The 14207-nt window shown below is 64.3% G+C and carries 23 protein-coding genes; 11 read left to right on the top strand and 12 right to left on the bottom strand.

Features of this window, described 5'->3' with window-relative positions; genetic code table 11:
- Nucleotides 1-186 precede the first annotated feature (186 nt).
- Nucleotides 187-690, top strand: a complete 504-nt coding sequence (locus ACVIW0_RS21085; protein ID WP_461354068.1) for a CreA family protein — start codon at nucleotides 187-189, stop codon at nucleotides 688-690.
- A 43-nt stretch (nucleotides 691-733) separates the two neighbouring features.
- Here ACVIW0_RS21085 and ACVIW0_RS21080 read toward each other — a convergent pair whose 3' ends face one another.
- The gene (locus ACVIW0_RS21080; protein WP_461354067.1) at nucleotides 734-961 is read right to left on the bottom strand and encodes a hypothetical protein; all 228 of its coding nucleotides are present in this window, start codon (nucleotides 959-961) and stop codon (nucleotides 734-736) included.
- Between the two features lie 442 nt (nucleotides 962-1403).
- Here ACVIW0_RS21080 and ACVIW0_RS21075 point away from each other — a divergent pair, with 442 nt between their 5' ends.
- Both ACVIW0_RS21075 and ACVIW0_RS21070 read left to right on the top strand, forming a co-directional pair.
- Entirely contained in the window at nucleotides 1404-1562 is a 159-nt protein-coding gene (locus ACVIW0_RS21075) for a hypothetical protein (protein ID WP_461354066.1), read from the top strand.
- A gap of 38 nt (nucleotides 1563-1600) precedes the next feature.
- On the top strand, nucleotides 1601-1996 hold the full coding sequence (locus ACVIW0_RS21070) for a hypothetical protein (protein WP_461354065.1): 396 nt from the start codon (nucleotides 1601-1603) through the stop codon (nucleotides 1994-1996).
- 50 nt (nucleotides 1997-2046) lie between these two features.
- Here the strand turns inward: ACVIW0_RS21070 and ACVIW0_RS21065 are convergent, their stop codons facing one another.
- The 3 genes from ACVIW0_RS21065 to pdxR are packed head-to-tail and all read right to left on the bottom strand — an operon-like array spanning nucleotide 2047 to nucleotide 4011.
- The gene (locus tag ACVIW0_RS21065; protein WP_461354064.1) at nucleotides 2047-2289 is read right to left on the bottom strand and encodes a DUF6719 family protein; all 243 of its coding nucleotides are present in this window, start codon (nucleotides 2287-2289) and stop codon (nucleotides 2047-2049) included.
- A gap of 11 nt (nucleotides 2290-2300) precedes the next feature.
- The gene (locus ACVIW0_RS21060; RefSeq protein ID WP_165445530.1) at nucleotides 2301-2450 is read right to left on the bottom strand and encodes a hypothetical protein; all 150 of its coding nucleotides are present in this window, start codon (nucleotides 2448-2450) and stop codon (nucleotides 2301-2303) included.
- Between the two features lie 46 nt (nucleotides 2451-2496).
- Nucleotides 2497-4011 carry a MocR-like pyridoxine biosynthesis transcription factor PdxR gene (gene pdxR, locus ACVIW0_RS21055; RefSeq protein ID WP_461354063.1) on the bottom strand — a complete coding sequence of 505 codons (1515 nt, stop codon included), beginning with the start codon at nucleotides 4009-4011 and terminating at the stop codon, nucleotides 2497-2499.
- 73 nt (nucleotides 4012-4084) lie between these two features.
- Here pdxR and ACVIW0_RS21050 point away from each other — a divergent pair, with 73 nt between their 5' ends.
- A complete protein-coding gene (locus ACVIW0_RS21050) occupies nucleotides 4085-4810 on the top strand; it encodes a pyridoxamine 5'-phosphate oxidase family protein (RefSeq protein ID WP_461354062.1) in 726 nt (241 codons plus the stop codon).
- A 55-nt stretch (nucleotides 4811-4865) separates the two neighbouring features.
- A complete protein-coding gene (locus tag ACVIW0_RS21045; RefSeq protein WP_461354061.1) occupies nucleotides 4866-6143 on the top strand; it encodes an ArgE/DapE family deacylase in 1278 nt (425 codons plus the stop codon).
- Between the two features lie 110 nt (nucleotides 6144-6253).
- On the opposite strand, the gene ACVIW0_RS21040 is transcribed toward ACVIW0_RS21045, so the two are convergent.
- Together ACVIW0_RS21040 and ACVIW0_RS21035 are read right to left on the bottom strand one after the other, a co-directional pair.
- Nucleotides 6254-7039 (bottom strand): cobalamin-binding protein, encoded by a 786-nt coding sequence (locus tag ACVIW0_RS21040; RefSeq protein ID WP_461354060.1) that lies wholly within the window; start codon nucleotides 7037-7039, stop codon nucleotides 6254-6256.
- A 32-nt stretch (nucleotides 7040-7071) separates the two neighbouring features.
- Nucleotides 7072-7203 (bottom strand): hypothetical protein, encoded by a 132-nt coding sequence (locus ACVIW0_RS21035; RefSeq protein WP_461354059.1) that lies wholly within the window; start codon nucleotides 7201-7203, stop codon nucleotides 7072-7074.
- Between ACVIW0_RS21035 and ACVIW0_RS21030 the strand changes: the two genes are divergently transcribed.
- Both ACVIW0_RS21030 and ACVIW0_RS21025 read left to right on the top strand, forming a co-directional pair.
- Nucleotides 7202-7600 (top strand): PaaI family thioesterase, encoded by a 399-nt coding sequence (locus tag ACVIW0_RS21030; RefSeq protein ID WP_461354058.1) that lies wholly within the window; start codon nucleotides 7202-7204, stop codon nucleotides 7598-7600. The genes ACVIW0_RS21035 and ACVIW0_RS21030 overlap by 2 nt on opposite strands.
- A gap of 140 nt (nucleotides 7601-7740) precedes the next feature.
- A complete protein-coding gene (locus ACVIW0_RS21025) occupies nucleotides 7741-8364 on the top strand; it encodes a GNAT family N-acetyltransferase (protein WP_461354057.1) in 624 nt (207 codons plus the stop codon).
- Between the two features lie 82 nt (nucleotides 8365-8446).
- Here ACVIW0_RS21025 and ACVIW0_RS21020 read toward each other — a convergent pair whose 3' ends face one another.
- From ACVIW0_RS21020 to ACVIW0_RS21010, 3 genes are all read right to left on the bottom strand, one after another.
- Nucleotides 8447-8755, bottom strand: a complete 309-nt coding sequence (locus tag ACVIW0_RS21020; protein WP_279706102.1) for a hypothetical protein — start codon at nucleotides 8753-8755, stop codon at nucleotides 8447-8449.
- Between the two features lie 89 nt (nucleotides 8756-8844).
- Complete coding sequence (locus ACVIW0_RS21015) at nucleotides 8845-9144, bottom strand: putative quinol monooxygenase (protein WP_461354056.1); 300 nt, start codon at nucleotides 9142-9144, stop codon at nucleotides 8845-8847.
- A 16-nt stretch (nucleotides 9145-9160) separates the two neighbouring features.
- Complete coding sequence (locus ACVIW0_RS21010; protein WP_461354055.1) at nucleotides 9161-9844, bottom strand: DUF2161 domain-containing phosphodiesterase; 684 nt, start codon at nucleotides 9842-9844, stop codon at nucleotides 9161-9163.
- Nucleotides 9845-9985: 141 nt separating this feature from the next.
- On the opposite strand from ACVIW0_RS21010, the gene ACVIW0_RS21005 reads away from it, so the two are divergent.
- The gene (locus tag ACVIW0_RS21005) at nucleotides 9986-10330 is read left to right on the top strand and encodes a hypothetical protein (RefSeq protein ID WP_461354054.1); all 345 of its coding nucleotides are present in this window, start codon (nucleotides 9986-9988) and stop codon (nucleotides 10328-10330) included.
- On the opposite strand, the gene fabG is transcribed toward ACVIW0_RS21005, so the two are convergent.
- On the bottom strand, nucleotides 10327-11007 hold the full coding sequence (gene fabG, locus ACVIW0_RS21000) for a 3-oxoacyl-ACP reductase FabG (RefSeq protein WP_461354053.1): 681 nt from the start codon (nucleotides 11005-11007) through the stop codon (nucleotides 10327-10329). The two genes, ACVIW0_RS21005 and fabG, sit on opposite strands and share 4 nt — an antisense overlap.
- A gap of 127 nt (nucleotides 11008-11134) precedes the next feature.
- Here fabG and ACVIW0_RS20995 point away from each other — a divergent pair, with 127 nt between their 5' ends.
- Complete coding sequence (locus ACVIW0_RS20995; protein ID WP_461354052.1) at nucleotides 11135-11824, top strand: SGNH/GDSL hydrolase family protein; 690 nt, start codon at nucleotides 11135-11137, stop codon at nucleotides 11822-11824.
- Between the two features lie 136 nt (nucleotides 11825-11960).
- A complete protein-coding gene (locus ACVIW0_RS20990) occupies nucleotides 11961-12167 on the top strand; it encodes a hypothetical protein (RefSeq protein ID WP_035634033.1) in 207 nt (68 codons plus the stop codon).
- 41 nt (nucleotides 12168-12208) lie between these two features.
- Here the strand turns inward: ACVIW0_RS20990 and ACVIW0_RS20985 are convergent, their stop codons facing one another.
- A complete protein-coding gene (locus ACVIW0_RS20985; RefSeq protein WP_461354051.1) occupies nucleotides 12209-12952 on the bottom strand; it encodes a tyrosine-protein phosphatase in 744 nt (247 codons plus the stop codon).
- Nucleotides 12953-13050: 98 nt separating this feature from the next.
- On the opposite strand from ACVIW0_RS20985, the gene ACVIW0_RS20980 reads away from it, so the two are divergent.
- Entirely contained in the window at nucleotides 13051-13362 is a 312-nt protein-coding gene (locus ACVIW0_RS20980) for an MliC family protein (RefSeq protein ID WP_461354050.1), read from the top strand.
- A 104-nt stretch (nucleotides 13363-13466) separates the two neighbouring features.
- On the opposite strand, the gene ACVIW0_RS20975 is transcribed toward ACVIW0_RS20980, so the two are convergent.
- Nucleotides 13467-13676, bottom strand: coding sequence for a DUF2735 domain-containing protein (locus ACVIW0_RS20975; protein WP_461354049.1), 210 nt, complete (start codon nucleotides 13674-13676; stop codon nucleotides 13467-13469).
- Between the last annotated feature and the right edge of the window lie 531 nt (nucleotides 13677-14207).

Below are 14207 nucleotides of genomic sequence, written 5' to 3'. Positions count from 1 at the left end.
GTAGCAAAAAAGCCTCACAAGAGGTTAAACGCCCAGGTCTGATCACCGAACTGTCAGCGCCTTCCTGTGCGACGTTTGTGCACTACATAGGCGGGACCCCACCCCGCGGAGACCTCCATGATTTCGAGAACTGTGAGCCTGTGTGACGTGCGACCGTTGTCGCGATGGGGGTGCGCGGCGCTGCCGATGTTACTGACCTTGACGCTGGCCTTGGGGCAGGTGGCTCCCGCCGCCGCGGCCGAGGAGCCGGACCTGATCTTCCGCCGCTCGACGGTGTTTAAATGGGTGAGCCCCAACGACAAGCTCGCGACCTATGGCGTCGACGATCCCGAGGTCGACGGGGTTGCCTGTCACTTCACGGTGCCGGAGAAGGGCGGCTTCAAGGGCTGGCTTGGCCTCGCCGAGGAAGTCTCTGATATCTCTTTAGCTTGCCGGCAGATCGGGCCGATCCGGTTCAAGAACAAGCTCGGCCAGGGCGATGACATGTTCAGTAAGCGCCGGTCGCTGTTCTTCAAGAAGATGCAGATCGTGCGGGGCTGCGACGCCAAGCGCAACGTGCTGGTCTACATGGTTTATTCGGACAGACTGATCGAGGGCTCGCCGAAGAACTCGACGTCATCGGTGCCGATCATGCCCTGGGGCGCAGCCGACGCCACCGCCGTGCAGAAATGCGGCGAGTTCATTCAGTAGCCGGAGCAGGGGCTTGGCTGGGTCGGCTGATGCGGCGCGTGAGTTAGCTTTTGGTTTGCCCGAACTGCTTGGCGCCGATGGTGAAGCCTGGCTTGAGCTTCGAGTCGCGGCAGCCGACGAGGCGGACCAGCTTCTGCGGCGCGCACTCGTTGTCGCCCATCACATACGCGCCCTGTTGCGGCATCGCGGCCGTCATCTGTTGCTGCTGGCCGGATTTGCTCGCCGCGGATTCATTGCCAACACCGGTGTTGCCATTGCCCACGACTGACATCCTTCGTTGGATTGCTTCGTTGGATTGGGATTACGACAACGTGCCACCACGGAGTTGGTTGCACGGTGCCCAGATTAAGTCGGCCGACGCGCTCCGCGGTTCAGCAACGCCCTTGGCCGCCCTTGCTGTGCTGCGTCCTGTCTCAGCAGAGGAAGGTTAAGAAAGCGCCGTCGTCCGCTCAATGCGCGAGATAGTCCCCAGCTGGGCGCGCGCGGCGGTCGCGGCGCGCGAAATCTTCGACGCGTGGCCGGTCGCCACCCCGTTACTGAAAACATTGATGTTTTTCGATGAATGTTTCGTGGTTCCTTGATCGACGAAACAATTCTCATGGCCGACGAAACCATTTTCGGCTTGTTCCGCAGAACTCCGGAAACGCCAGATCGTTATCAAACCGTCAACACAACGGCGCCGGGCGCCGAGTCGGAATGACGGAGACAGACACATGCGGACCATCAGCCTGATCCTTGCCTTCGCCTTCGTGATGGCCGGTTCGTCGATGGCCGGGACCCCGGACAACGGTTTGCCCGGGATCGGCACGTTCTCCTATAACGGCTCGCCGGTCGTCACCTCGGCGCCGATGGTGGTGGCGCAGGCCAACTGAGCGCGACGCAAAAACAGAACTGCCGGCAAAGGCTCCCCATGTTGCTCCGTATCTGCTCCGCCGCGATGTTTGCATCGCTTGTTCTGGCGGGTTCCGCGCAGGCCCAATCCCAACTTCCGCTCGAGTCGATGCAGATCCGGTCACTGTACCGGGTGCCTGAACCGCGCGACGAGTTCGTGCGCCAATGCGCGCCGCACATGCTCGGCCGCTGGGCGCATCCCGAGGCGGTGTGCGGCTGCCTGCACGACCATGCCGCTGCGACGGTGGATGATCCCGATCTGCGCCAGGCGCTGCTGCGCGGCATCAGCGAGACCGGCGTGCCGACCATCGAGACCGATTGGGTGCCGCCCTCAAAGCAAAGCGAGATCGGCCCGACCTTCACAAAAATCGCCAAGCCCACACTGCAATGCATGTTCGAGCCGGTCTCGAACTGAGCGGCGCGTTTGATGCATGACGAGCAGGCGCCTCGCGGCAGCGGGGCGTTTTACTTTTTGGCGAGGCGCGGCACGCAGCCTTGGGTCCGCACCACGCCGTTCTGGCTCAGCTTGGCGCCGATGACCTGCTTGATCTGCCCGGCCGGGCAGGAGCCGTCATCGACCAGCACGCGCTGACCGACCCGCAGATCGACGATATCGGCCTCGCGCATGACGGTTTGCCCGGAAGCGGAGTTTGCCAGCGCGACAATCGCGACGGCACCGATCAGCGCGAGCAATCCAATGCGCGGCATCGCGGCCTGCCTCATTTGTTCTGGATCTTGACCCCGTCGGGGCCGACATTGATCTGCAGACCTTCAGGCTGCTTCTTTGCCTGATACAGATTGTAGCCGAGCATGCCTGCGATCACGACCAGCGCGCCGATCACGAGATACAGGACGTTGCGATTGGGCATCCGGTATCTCCGTAAGCGGACACTGACTAAACGCCGGCGACCATAGTCAGATGGCTGCGATTCTCCTAGAGCGCCGGGGCTTGGCAGACGACTTGATGGATACCTTGCGCGTCGCGCGCAGCGCAGTCAGCGTCGTCTTCGCCAATTGTTCCGCCGACGCGATGAGTTGCGGAACCGGATGACCGGAAAATCCCAACACAAAGCCGGGCAGCGGGCGTGCGCGGTGATAGGTCTCGGCGAGCAGCCAGCCGCCGACGCCGGCGGTTGCCTTTGCTCGGGCGGCAACCAGCGGATCGGTCGCCGGATCCAGCCGTGCGACGAGATGCAGGCCCTGCGATGGCACGGGAACCGTGAGCTCGCCCTCGGAAGCGCTGGTGAGCGTGAATGCCAGCACGTCGCGCGCTTCGCGATAGAGCTTGCGCGCCTTGCGCAGGTTGGCGGCGAAGGCGCCGGAGTTCAGCATGTCGGCCACCGCGCCTTCCATCAATGTGGCGGGAAAGCGGTCGAGCGCGGCGCGCGCCGCCGTGACCGGACCGATCAAGGCTTCGGGCAAGGCGCAGTAGCCGATCCGCAATCCCGGGAACAGCGTCTTCGCAAACGTGCCCATGTAGATCACGCGGCGCAGATGATCGATGCCGGCAAGCGACAGCAGCGGCGCACCGTCGTAGCGGAACTCGCTGTCGTAATCGTCCTCGAACACGAAGGCGCCGGCGTCGCGGGCCCAGTCGAGCAGCTCGAGCCGGCGCGGCATCGACATCTGCACGCCGAGCGGAAACTGGTGTGACGGCGTGACATAGGCGGCGCGCGCTGCCGGCGCTGATGCGCGTCCCTTGTCGATGCGCATGCCTGAGCCATCGACCGGCACCGACACCGGCCGATAGCCGCAATGCTCGATCGCGCGGCGCGCCGCCGGATAGCCGGGATCCTCGCACCAGACCTGGTCGCCGGGCTTGAGAATGGCGCCTAGCACGATGCGCAGCGCGTGCAGCGTGCCCGACGCCAGCATGATCTGGTCGGGATCGCAGCGCAGCCCGCGCGCCGACAGCAGATGGTCGGATATCGCGGCGCGCAACTCGCTGCTGCCGCGCGGATCGCCGTAGTGGAGATGCTCGGACCCGAAGGCGCGCAGCCTGCGCCCGGCAAAGGCGCGGAAGCGCTGCAGCGCGCGGTCGTCGATATGGGTGCAGCCGAGCGACAGCGCATTGTGCTGCGGCGGCTCGATCTCGATCCGGGCATGTCGCGGCGCGCTCGCCTGCGCCGGGATGCGTGCCGCGACGAACGTGCCGGAGCCGGTGGTTGCCACCGCAAAGCCGTCGGCGATCAATCGCTCATAGGCGGTGGTGACGGCGTTGCGGCGGAAACCGGTCTGCTTGGCGAGCGTCCGCGACGGCGGCAGCGGCTCGCCCGGCTTGACCAGGCCGCCGATGATGGTGCGGCACAGCGCCTGATAGAGCCGCTGCTGCGAGGCCGCGCCCGGCGTCACATGCGGGCCGGTGAGGTCGAGCGGCAGCTCCGGCTTGCGCGCCGCGGGCGTCCGGGAATTGGTCGGAATTTTTCGCATGGAATTGGCACTATCGCAGACCAAATGAACCGCTACAACTCTGGACAGATTCCAGATTTGACGAGGCTCAGCCGTGACCGAAGGCGCATCCACTCCGTCCTACCCAACGTCGTCCCGCAACCGGGTCAAGCGCAGGCATGACCGCGGCTTCTACGACCACGCCACCGTGCACAAGATCCTGGACGCCTCGATGCTGTGCCACGTCTCCTACGTGATCGACGGCCAGCCATACTGCACGCCGACCTTCTTCTGGCGCGAGGGCACCAGGCTCTATTGGCACGGCTCGAGCGCGAGCCGCATGCTGGAGAACCAGTCGGAGGGACAGCGGGTGTGCCTGACGGTCGCGCATCTCGACAGCCTGGTGCTGGCGCGCTGCGGCTTCAACCATTCGGCCGACTATCGCGCGGTGATGGCGTTCGGCTCCGCCTATCTCGTGACCGATCCCGCGGAGAAGGAGCGCGCCATCGTCGCGATGGTCGACCGCTTCTTCCCCGACCGCACCGCGGGCCTGCGCGCCAGCAGCAAGCAGGAGATCAAGGCGACCTCGTTCATCGCTATGGAGATCGAGGAGGCATCGGCAAAAATTCGCGCCAAGGGCGTTGCCGATGACGACGAGGATTACGAGTTGCCGATCTATGCCGAGCGCATTCCGGTGCGCACCGTGCTCGGCGCGCCCGAGCCGTGTCCGCGGCTGCTCGACGGCGTGACGCGGCCTGCGACGCTCGATGGCTATTCGGAAGGCCGTCTGCTCGAAGATGCATTGCGGGATGCCTATTTTGCGCAATACCCCGCCGGCTGAAATCGGGCTACGGTGCGGCTCCCGCCTTTTCTGATGTCCCCCATGGAGCCACAGCATGACTGCCGAGACGCAACAACGAATCCTTGCCGCCGTTGACGAGGGATTCGATGCGCAGCTTGCGACGACGCAGGCCTTTGTCGCGATCCCCTCGACCCGCGGCGCCGAGGGACCGTGCCAGGACATGATCGGCGATTTGCTGCGCGAGCGCGGTTATGAGGTCGACGACTGGCACATCAATCTCGACGATCTGAAGGATCTGCGCGGCTTCGGCCCGATCGAGCATGATTTCTCCAAGGCGCGCACGGTGGTCGGCACTTACCGTCCGGCGACCAATGCCGGCAAATCACTGATCCTGCAGGGCCACTGCGACGTGGTGCCGACCGGTCCGCTGGAGATGTGGGAGACGCCGCCGTTCTCGCCGGTCATCAAGGACGGCAAGATGTACGGCCGCGGTGCCTGCGACATGAAGTCCGGCACCATCGCCGCGCTCTATGCGCTGGACGCGATCAAGAAGGCGGGCCTGAAGCCGACGGCACGGATCCACTTCCAGTCCGTGATCGAGGAGGAGAGCACCGGCGTCGGCGCGCTCTCGACCTTGCAGCGCGGCTACCGCGCCGATGCCTGTTTCATCCCGGAGCCGACCAACGGCAAGATGATCCGCTCGCAGGTCGGCGTGATCTGGTTCCGCCTCAAGGTGCGCGGCTTCCCGGTGCACGTGTTCGAGGCCGGTGCGGGCGCGAACGCGATCATGGCGGCGTATCATCTCGTGCATGCGCTGGAGAAGCTCGAGATCGCCTGGAACGAGCGCGCCAAGAGCGACCGCCATTTCAGGGACGTCAATCATCCGATCAATTTCAATCCGGGCATCATCAAGGGCGGCGACTGGGCCTCCAGCGTGCCGGCCTGGTGCGATGTCGATTGCCGGATCGCGGTGTTGCCGGGCTGGTCCATCGCCGAGTGCCAGAAGGAGATTCTGGCCTGCGTGTCGGCCGCGGCGCGCGACCATCGATTCCTGTCCAACAATCCACCGCAGGTGGAATGGTCGGGCTTCCTGTCCGAAGGCTATGAACTGGTGAACTCCGAGGCGCCGGAAGCCGCCTTCGCCAAGGCGCACCATGCGGTTTATGGCGGCGCGGTGGAAGATCGCGCCTTCACCGCGCTGACCGATACCCGCTTCTACGGCCTGAACCACGACATCCCGAGCCTCTGCTTCGGCGCCAGCGGCGCGGCGATGCACGGCTTCAATGAATATGTCGAACTGGACTCGCTGCGGAAGGCGACCAAGGCCATGGCCCTGTTCGTCGCGGAATGGTGCGGGGTGGAGAAAGCGTAATCGCACTCTCGCCACGTCATTGCGAGGAGCGAAGCGACGAAGCAATCCATTGCTCCGCATACGCGGACGGAGGGATTGCTTCGCTTCGCTCGCAATGACGGTGCGAGAGGTCAGCCTTCCGCCCACAACGCCTTCACGATCGCATCGAGCCCGTCGGTCAGTGCAGCAGGGCCGGGCTGCAGAATGATCGGCGATTTGATCTCGACGATGCGGTCGTTGCGCACGGCCGGAATGTCGCGCCAGCCCTCACGTACCCTGATGCGGTTGGGCACGACCTTCTTGCCGCACCATGATGCGAGGATCACGTCGGGCATCGCCGCACGCACGGCGTCAGGCGTGACGATGCGATCCCTGGCGGCCTTGTGCCCGCGCAGATGCGGCAGCGCATCCGTGCCGCCGGCGATCTCGACCAATTCGGGCACCCAGCCGATGCCGCTGATCAGCGGATCGTCCCATTCCTCGAAATAGACTTTTGGCCGCGGCGCGCGACGCGGCGTTGCCGCGATCTCAGCCAGCCGTTGCGCGAGATTGATTGCGAGCCGTTCGGCGCGATCGGCGGCACCGACCATCGCGCCCAAGGTGCGGATCATGGCGAGGATACCGGCGATGTCGCGCTGGTTGAAGACGTGGACCGCGACGCCGGCACGCACGAGATCGGCAACGATGTCGGCCTGAAGGTCGGAGAAGGCGAGCACGAGATCGGGGTCGAGCGCCAGAATCTTCGGAATGTCGGCGGAGATGAACGCCGACACGCGCGGCTTCTCGCGGCGGACCTGCGGCGGCCGCACCGCATAGCCGGAGACACCGACAATGCGGTCCTGCTCGCCGAGCAGATACAGTGTCTCGACCGTCTCCTCGGTCAGGCAGACGATCCGGCGGGGTGGGTAGTCGCGCATCGCGCAGGGTATGCAGCCTCGGCGGCACATTGTCACTGCGGCGATGTCACTGTGGCGATCAGGTTATGGTCGCCATTACCTCGGACGTCATTGCCGGGCCCGGCCGGGCACTCCATCATGCCGGCAACAACCTCGAAGAAGGCCACAAAGCAGGGAGTACCCATGACGCCGCTCGAAAAGATCCAGTCGATGAAGATGCCGTTTGCGGAGTTGAAGGGCGTCACCTTCACCGAGGCCAGCCAGGATCGCGTGACCGCGAAGATGCTGGTCCGGCCGGAGCTCTGCACGCTCCATCATACCATCCATGGCGGGGCGGTGATGGCGTTTGCCGACTCGGTCGGCGCTGCTGCCACCGTGATCAACCTGCCTGAGGACGCCAAGGGCACCACGACGCTGGAGAGCAAGACCAACTTTATCGGCGGGGCCAAGGAAGGGATGACCGTGGTCGCGACCGCCACGCCGGTTCACCGGGGCCGACGGACCCAGGTCTGGCAAACCCGACTGGAAACCGAGGATGGCAAGCTGGTCGCCGTGGTCACTCAGACACAATTGGTATTATGATGAGGCAATGATATGATTTTCTGATCACATCATTGTTTACTTAAATGAATCTGGATACTTGAATTTTATGGTGCGTCGCACAATATAGCGGCTGCTAGGGATTCGACGCCTCCTCGAGGGCTACCAAGAGGAGTTATGAAATGAACTATGATTCCATCCGCGCGACGGCTGCCACGGGCACCGTGCGGACGTTGAGCCAGCAGGAGGAGCTTCCTCTGCTGCGCGATCACCTGCTGCGGCTCGACCGTACCAGCCGACATGATCGCTTTCATGGCTTCATCGACGACAGCTTTATCCGCCGCTATGCCGAGCGTTGTGCCAATGACGGCACGGTCATCATCGCCTATTTCGAGGATGGCGTGGTCCGCGGTGCGGCCGAGCTGCATCCGCCGGAGCAATCACCGGATGCGCAGCCCGAGATCGCCTTCAGCGTGGAGCGCTCGGCCCGCCGCAAGGGCGTCGGCAGCACCCTATTCCGCAAGCTGATCGCCGAGGCCCACGCCAAGGGCTACGAGAGCCTGCGCATCACCACCGGCGCGCAGAACGATGCGATGCGTGCGCTCGCCACCAAGTTCGGTGCGCAACTGACCTTCCGTCACGGTGAGTCGACGGGCAGCATCGACCTGACCGAGCAGCGCCAGGCTGAACCGGCGCCGACCGCTGCGCCGGTTACGCCGGTCGAGGCCGCGCGCGCGATCGTCGACATGAACCGCGCCTATTGGCGAATGGTGATGCAGATGTCCGGCTGGGGCCGGGCGGCCTAAAGCCAATCTTTCAGCGCAACAGCAAAAAGGGCAATCCGCTCGGCGGATTGCCCTTTTTCTTTCAGCAATCGGATGTCGTTGTTCAGGTGCCGGTGCGCTTGGCGGGCGCGAGACGGCGGACCACGCGGCGCTCGACCACGACGGAGCGCTGCGCGCCCTGTTCGCCAGCGATCACGCGGGTCGCGGTGCCGGTGCGGGCGCTGACGCGCGCGGTCTTCTTCACCTCGGCCAGCACCTCGTCATAGGGCAGCCCCATCAGCGACGACGCGATCTCGGCCTGGGCCTCCACGTCGTCGGTGATGCCGATAGCGGCGAAGATTGCCTCCTCCAGCGTCGGCGGATCGTGCCGCACGCGCCTTGTGCCGTATTTGGTGTTCCAGTCTCCGCTCATCGCCGCCTCATCCTTGAATCGCGGGAGATACGTAAGGCGCCCAATGTTGCATTGCAATATGAATGTGAGATGGCAATCCAGCCATGCAGCTAGAGTCCCTCAATCTTGTGAGCGTCATAAAGTTCGATCGTGGTCGCCGCGGCCGCGAGAGATTGCAGCGATCGGACGAATTCGCGCGACGCGGGCACCGCGAAGTGCGCGGCCAGCGCGGCGCGGTCGGCCCATTGCTCGAAAAATACCAGCCTGAGCGGATTCTCGCAATCGACGTGGACCGCATGCCAAATGCAGCCGGGCTCGGTGCGCGAGCGATGGACGTGCGCGAGGCTCAGCCGTCGCACCTCGTCGAACGTCTCGGGGCGGGCGGTGACGCTGCCGGTGACGACAATCATGATGTCCCCCAGTCGGTTACGGAGCAGCTTCGGTCCCTGATGCAGTGATCGGCTGTTGCGGCCAGCGCTTCAGCGCGGCGCGGCCGGCATCGGTCAGCACATAGATGCCGCGCTCGGCGCGGTCGAACCAGCCGTAGACATTATGCAGCAGGATCTTGCCGGCGTCGGGAATCTCGGCGCGGAGGTCGCGCACCCGCCGCGGGCCGTCCGACATCGCACAGGCGCAGGCCAGCGCCTGCTGCCGATAGGCCGTCATGATCGGCGCCCGCGTCGAGCCGCCCATGGCGGGATCGCCCTTGCGCTTGCGGTGCTCGGCGATCAGGCGCGAGCGCTTCTTCGGATTGCGCCGGATCGCCGTGGTCGGCGGCGGCACCAGCACCTCGACGTCGCCGCGGTCGGTGACCCCGAGCATGCCGAAGCCGAGCCGCCGGCACAGATTGCGATAGCGCGCGTCACTCTCGCGGCCCTTGCCGCGGGCCGACACCTTGGCCGCGATCCAGACCTCGTCGGCGGCCGCCGCGCGATCGACCGCCTGCAGGATCAGTTCGAGATTGAAGGCGAGCTTGAGCTCACCGATCACGACGACCGGTGGATCATCGCCGCTCAGCGCCACGAGGTCGCAGCCGCCGATCTCGCCCTTCACCGCGAAGCCGAGCTTTTCCAGGAAGCGTTTGACGGGCAGGTAAAGCGCGGTTTCCAACGGGCTGGCTCCGGCGGCCGTTCTGGCCGCGACTCAATTCGCAGCAGCATAGCCGGATCGACCGCTGCCGACGTGGACGGAATTTGCTCAGATCGTGCCCGAGCGGCTATTGTGAGGCCGGGACAACGGCGTGACCACATCATGATCCGGAACGGGCTCTATCACATCACCGTCGAATTCCTCGACGGCGTCTCTGGCGGCAACCAGGGCGTCATGGTGCTGCGCGACGGCCAGATGCGCGGCGGCGACTCGTTCTTCTTTGCCCATGGCAGCTACACCGCGGCCGACGGCAAGTGGAAGGGCGAGGTCACCAACGAGGAGCATTCGCCGACCTATGGCGAGCGCCCGGTGTGGGAACGCAAGGTGGTCACCATCGGATTCACCGGCACCTACACAGACCAGACTGCCGAGGGCCACGGCATGGCGCTCGCCGGCAAGCAGAGCATCCGCTTCAGGTCGAAGCTGCGGCTGCTGGTTGCGGACTAAACCCGCCCGTTCACCGGCAGCAGTGCGCCGGTGACAGCGCTCGCCGCATCGCTGGCGAGGAACAGGATCACCTCGGCGAGTTCCTTCGGTGTCACCCATTTGGAGATATCGGCCTTCGGCATCGCGGCGCGATTGGCCGCGGTGTCGATGATCGAGGGCAGCACGGCGTTGACCGTGACCTTGCCCTTGAGTTCCGCGGCGAGCGACTCGGTGAGGCGATGTACGCCGGCCTTCGAGGCCGCATAGGGGCCCATGCCGGAGGCGGCCTGCAAGGCGCCGAGCGCGCCGATATTGATGATGCGTCCGGCGCCGGACTTGACAAGATGCGGGATGGCCGCGCGCGACGTGTTGAAGGCGGTCATCACGTTCATCGCATGCATGCGCTGCCAGGTCGCGGGATCGCCGTCGCTGACCGCCTCGAAGGTGAAACCGCCGGCGATGTTGATCAGCCCGTCGAGCCGGCCGAAATGCGCGGCCGCCTTGTCGATTGCCGCCTTCGCTTGCGCGGGATCGGTGAGGTCGACGCCGCCGAGCTCGATGCGGTCGGCGGTCCCCGCACGCTGCGAGGCCGCATGATCGATGCCGGCGACGCGCATGCCACGCGCCAGCGCCTCTTCGGCGACCACTTTGCCAAGTGCGCCGAGGGCACCGGTGATGACAATGGCTTTTCCGTTCATGGCGGGTCTCCATATGCGCGAGCTGGCCAAGTGCTCACTATGATCAGGCGGAATTCATTTGCAATGCCGCCAAATTCGTCTCCAACTGCGCGTATTCATCAGTTCATTCATCTCAAGGATGTTTGCGATGCCGGCACCGAGGCCCTGCGAAACCCATCTCGACATCGTCAAGTTCGGCCGTCCGCTGCCGCATTTCGCGGAAGCGCTCCGGCATCAGCGCAAGATCAAGGTGGTGGCGCTCGGATCATCGTCGACGGCGGGCGCCGACAATGTCATGCCGTTCCCGCCGCGGCTCGAAATGCTGCTGCGGCAACGCTTCTTCGGCCGGATGATCGACGTGATCAATCGCGGGGTCGGTGGCCAGGAAGCGCCGGAGGAGTATTCGCGCATCGAGTCCGATGTGACCGCCGAAGCGCCGGTGCTGGTGATCTGGCAGGTCGGCACCAATGCGGTCTACAAGAGTTACAATCCCGCCGAGGTGCGCGCCACGCTGGAGGCAGGTCTCGACGTGCTCGCCGCGCTGCCGCTCGACGTGATCGTGATGGATTCCCAGTACACGCAGGCGATCGTCGGGACGCAAGCTGCGCTCGGCCTCGCCAATGTGATCATGCCGATGATCTTGGAAGTCACGTCAAGCAAGCGCGTCAATCTGTTCAGCCGCTTCATGCTGATGAAGCGCTGGGTCGATGACGGCATTCCGCTCGGCGAGCTCGACGACGGCGGGCAGCTTCACACCAGCGAATGGGCGACCAATTGCGTGACCCAGTCGCTGTTCGCCGCGATCGACGACGCGTTGAAGCCGGAAGCGATCACGTAGGCCTGATTGCGTGACGTCCGACTACGTAAGACTACGGGGGTGGCGTGGTTGCGTAAAATTTGCGGCAGTTCTGTAAGTCGTTTGCAGAACCCTGTCCCTTAGAAGCGGAACTCCAGCCAAGGTAGGGGTTATGCGAATGGGAAATCTTCCGGATCACGGTTTACCGCTCGTTCAGCTTAAGGAGCAGCGGCGCGATCTCGTGGTGGCACTGCAGAATCGCAAGGGGCCAGTGGGCAGCTGGGAATTGATGCAGATCGCAGCGATCCAGCAGGCGATCTCGGCATTCGAGGACGTGATTGCCGACCTCGATGCGGAGCTCGAGCTCGAGGCCGCAGCGGCCTGAGGCGATTGAACTGATCAAGGGATCTGATCAGGGCGATCTGATCAGGCTTGCAGATAGCGGTCTTCAAGCGCCTTGCGCTCGCTCTCGCCGAGCCCGAGGCCTTCACGGAAATAGCCGTCGAGGTTGCCATAGTCGGCATCGATCGCCTCGAACGCCGCCATCAGAAAATCCGCGCGCACGGTGCCGAGCACCTGCTTGACGTCGTCGGGCAGCTCGGTGCTGTGGGCCGGATCGCGCTTGTAGTACTGATTGGTCAGGAGATAGTCGTCCGCGATCACCTGCTCGGGCACCCCGAGCGAATGCAGGATCAGCGCACAGGCAAAGCCGGTGCGATCCTTGCCCGCGGTGCAGTGGATCACCAGCGGCGCGCGGTCTTCCAGCAGATGGGCGAACAGCGTGCGATAGCGCTGTGTGTTGTCCTGCACATAACCGCGGTAGGATTCCCGCATCACATCGATCGCGTCGGCTTCGGATAGTGCACGGCTGTTGGCGATCGCGCGCAGCGCGGCCACCACCGTCGGCTCGACCGGAAGCGAATGCACGGTCACCTCGCTCATGCCGCACAGCGCCTCGGCGCGCTCGGCGACGCCGCGGAAATCGAATGCGCTCCTGACCCCGAGGCCGCGCACCACGGCAACGTCCTGCTCGGTGAGATGCGCCAGATGGTTGGAGCGGAAGATCTGCCGCCAGCGCACCGTCCGGCCGTCGCGCGTCTGGTAGCCGCCGAGGTCGCGGAAATTGCTGGCGCCGGCGAGATTGAGGTGACGGGCAGGGGCTTCGGACATCGGGCGGGCCTGTTGCAGCTGTTGAGGTCTTGGCTCAATCTCTGGCGCAGGAATGACGGGCGCAGACAGGTCTATAACCGGCCTCTCGGGGGGAGAATATGACTTATCGCGGGGGCGCCATTCTGGTTGGCGCATTTGTTGTCGAGATTCTTGGTTCCTCGGCGGCGCTGGCGCAGTCCGCGTTCCGGAATTATCATTGTGCCGACGGCACGCAGTTCATAGCGGCGTTTTTCAGCGACGATAGCCGCGCGCATCTGCAGCTCGACGGCAAGGCGGTGACATTGACGAAGCGGCTGTCGCTGACGGGCACACGCTACAAGGGCGGCGGCGTCACGCTCGAGTTCTCGCGCGCCGGGCTAACCAGGCTCCGGCATGCGAAGCGGCCGGCGACGGCCTGCGAACTGGCATGAACCGAGCTGACATAAAAAAGGGCCGAAACGCTGTGTTCCGACCCTTCTCTATTGTTGTGATGCTGTCTGACGTTTTTGCGTCACGCCGCGCCGCTGCATCGACATCAGTGATCGCGGCTCGGCTTGATGTCGTCGATAGCGGCCTGATGGTACCAGCTCTCGCTGCAGGCCGAGGTCTCGACCTCAGCGAACTCGCGCGCTGATCGCATTTCGCCGTAGCGGCGTCCGCCGAGAGCCGCGCGGCCCCCTGCCGGGAATTGATAGATCGTCGCCGATCCCTGAAGTGGCCCTTGGTTTTGGCCCGTGGTGATCATGTCAAAGTCTCCTTTGGCCGGTGCGAGCCTCCATGGTGCGCCCGACTCATTCGCGTGTGGTTACCGTGATCTTGATATCGACCCGGGCTCGGTAGGGCGCAAGTTGACCAAGAAATAGTCATTCTCCGTCTATTTTGTATGCAAATCCAGATTTGCCTCCTGCGAGGCAGGATGCAACTGACCAACGCTTGGGCCGTGACGATGGTTGCTGGGCGACCGGCGGCCGGACACGAACTGTCACACAGCGCTGCCGCCACATTAATCGGCTGAGGATGCCGTAGCCGAATTTGCTGCAGAAACGGGCGGCGGAGGGGGCGGAGAAAAGATTTTGGCTGACCGCGGCGCATGCCAGCCGCGCTGCTATGTCGCAGCTAAAAGTGCGATGTCCGCTGTGGACATCCGCGAACAGGACGGGTGCCGCAGTGCAGCGACTGGCATTTTAATTGCTTAGTAAGAGCCGGCCGATGGTGGCCGGGTACGCGTGCGGCGACCGACTGGCTTTCGGTTCCTCACGGTTTTGCATCATCAACA

Source organism: Bradyrhizobium sp. USDA 4454, assembly GCF_054822705.1.
Note: the sequence above shows the minus strand (reverse complement) of the source record. Positions and strands in the feature narration are given on the sequence as shown.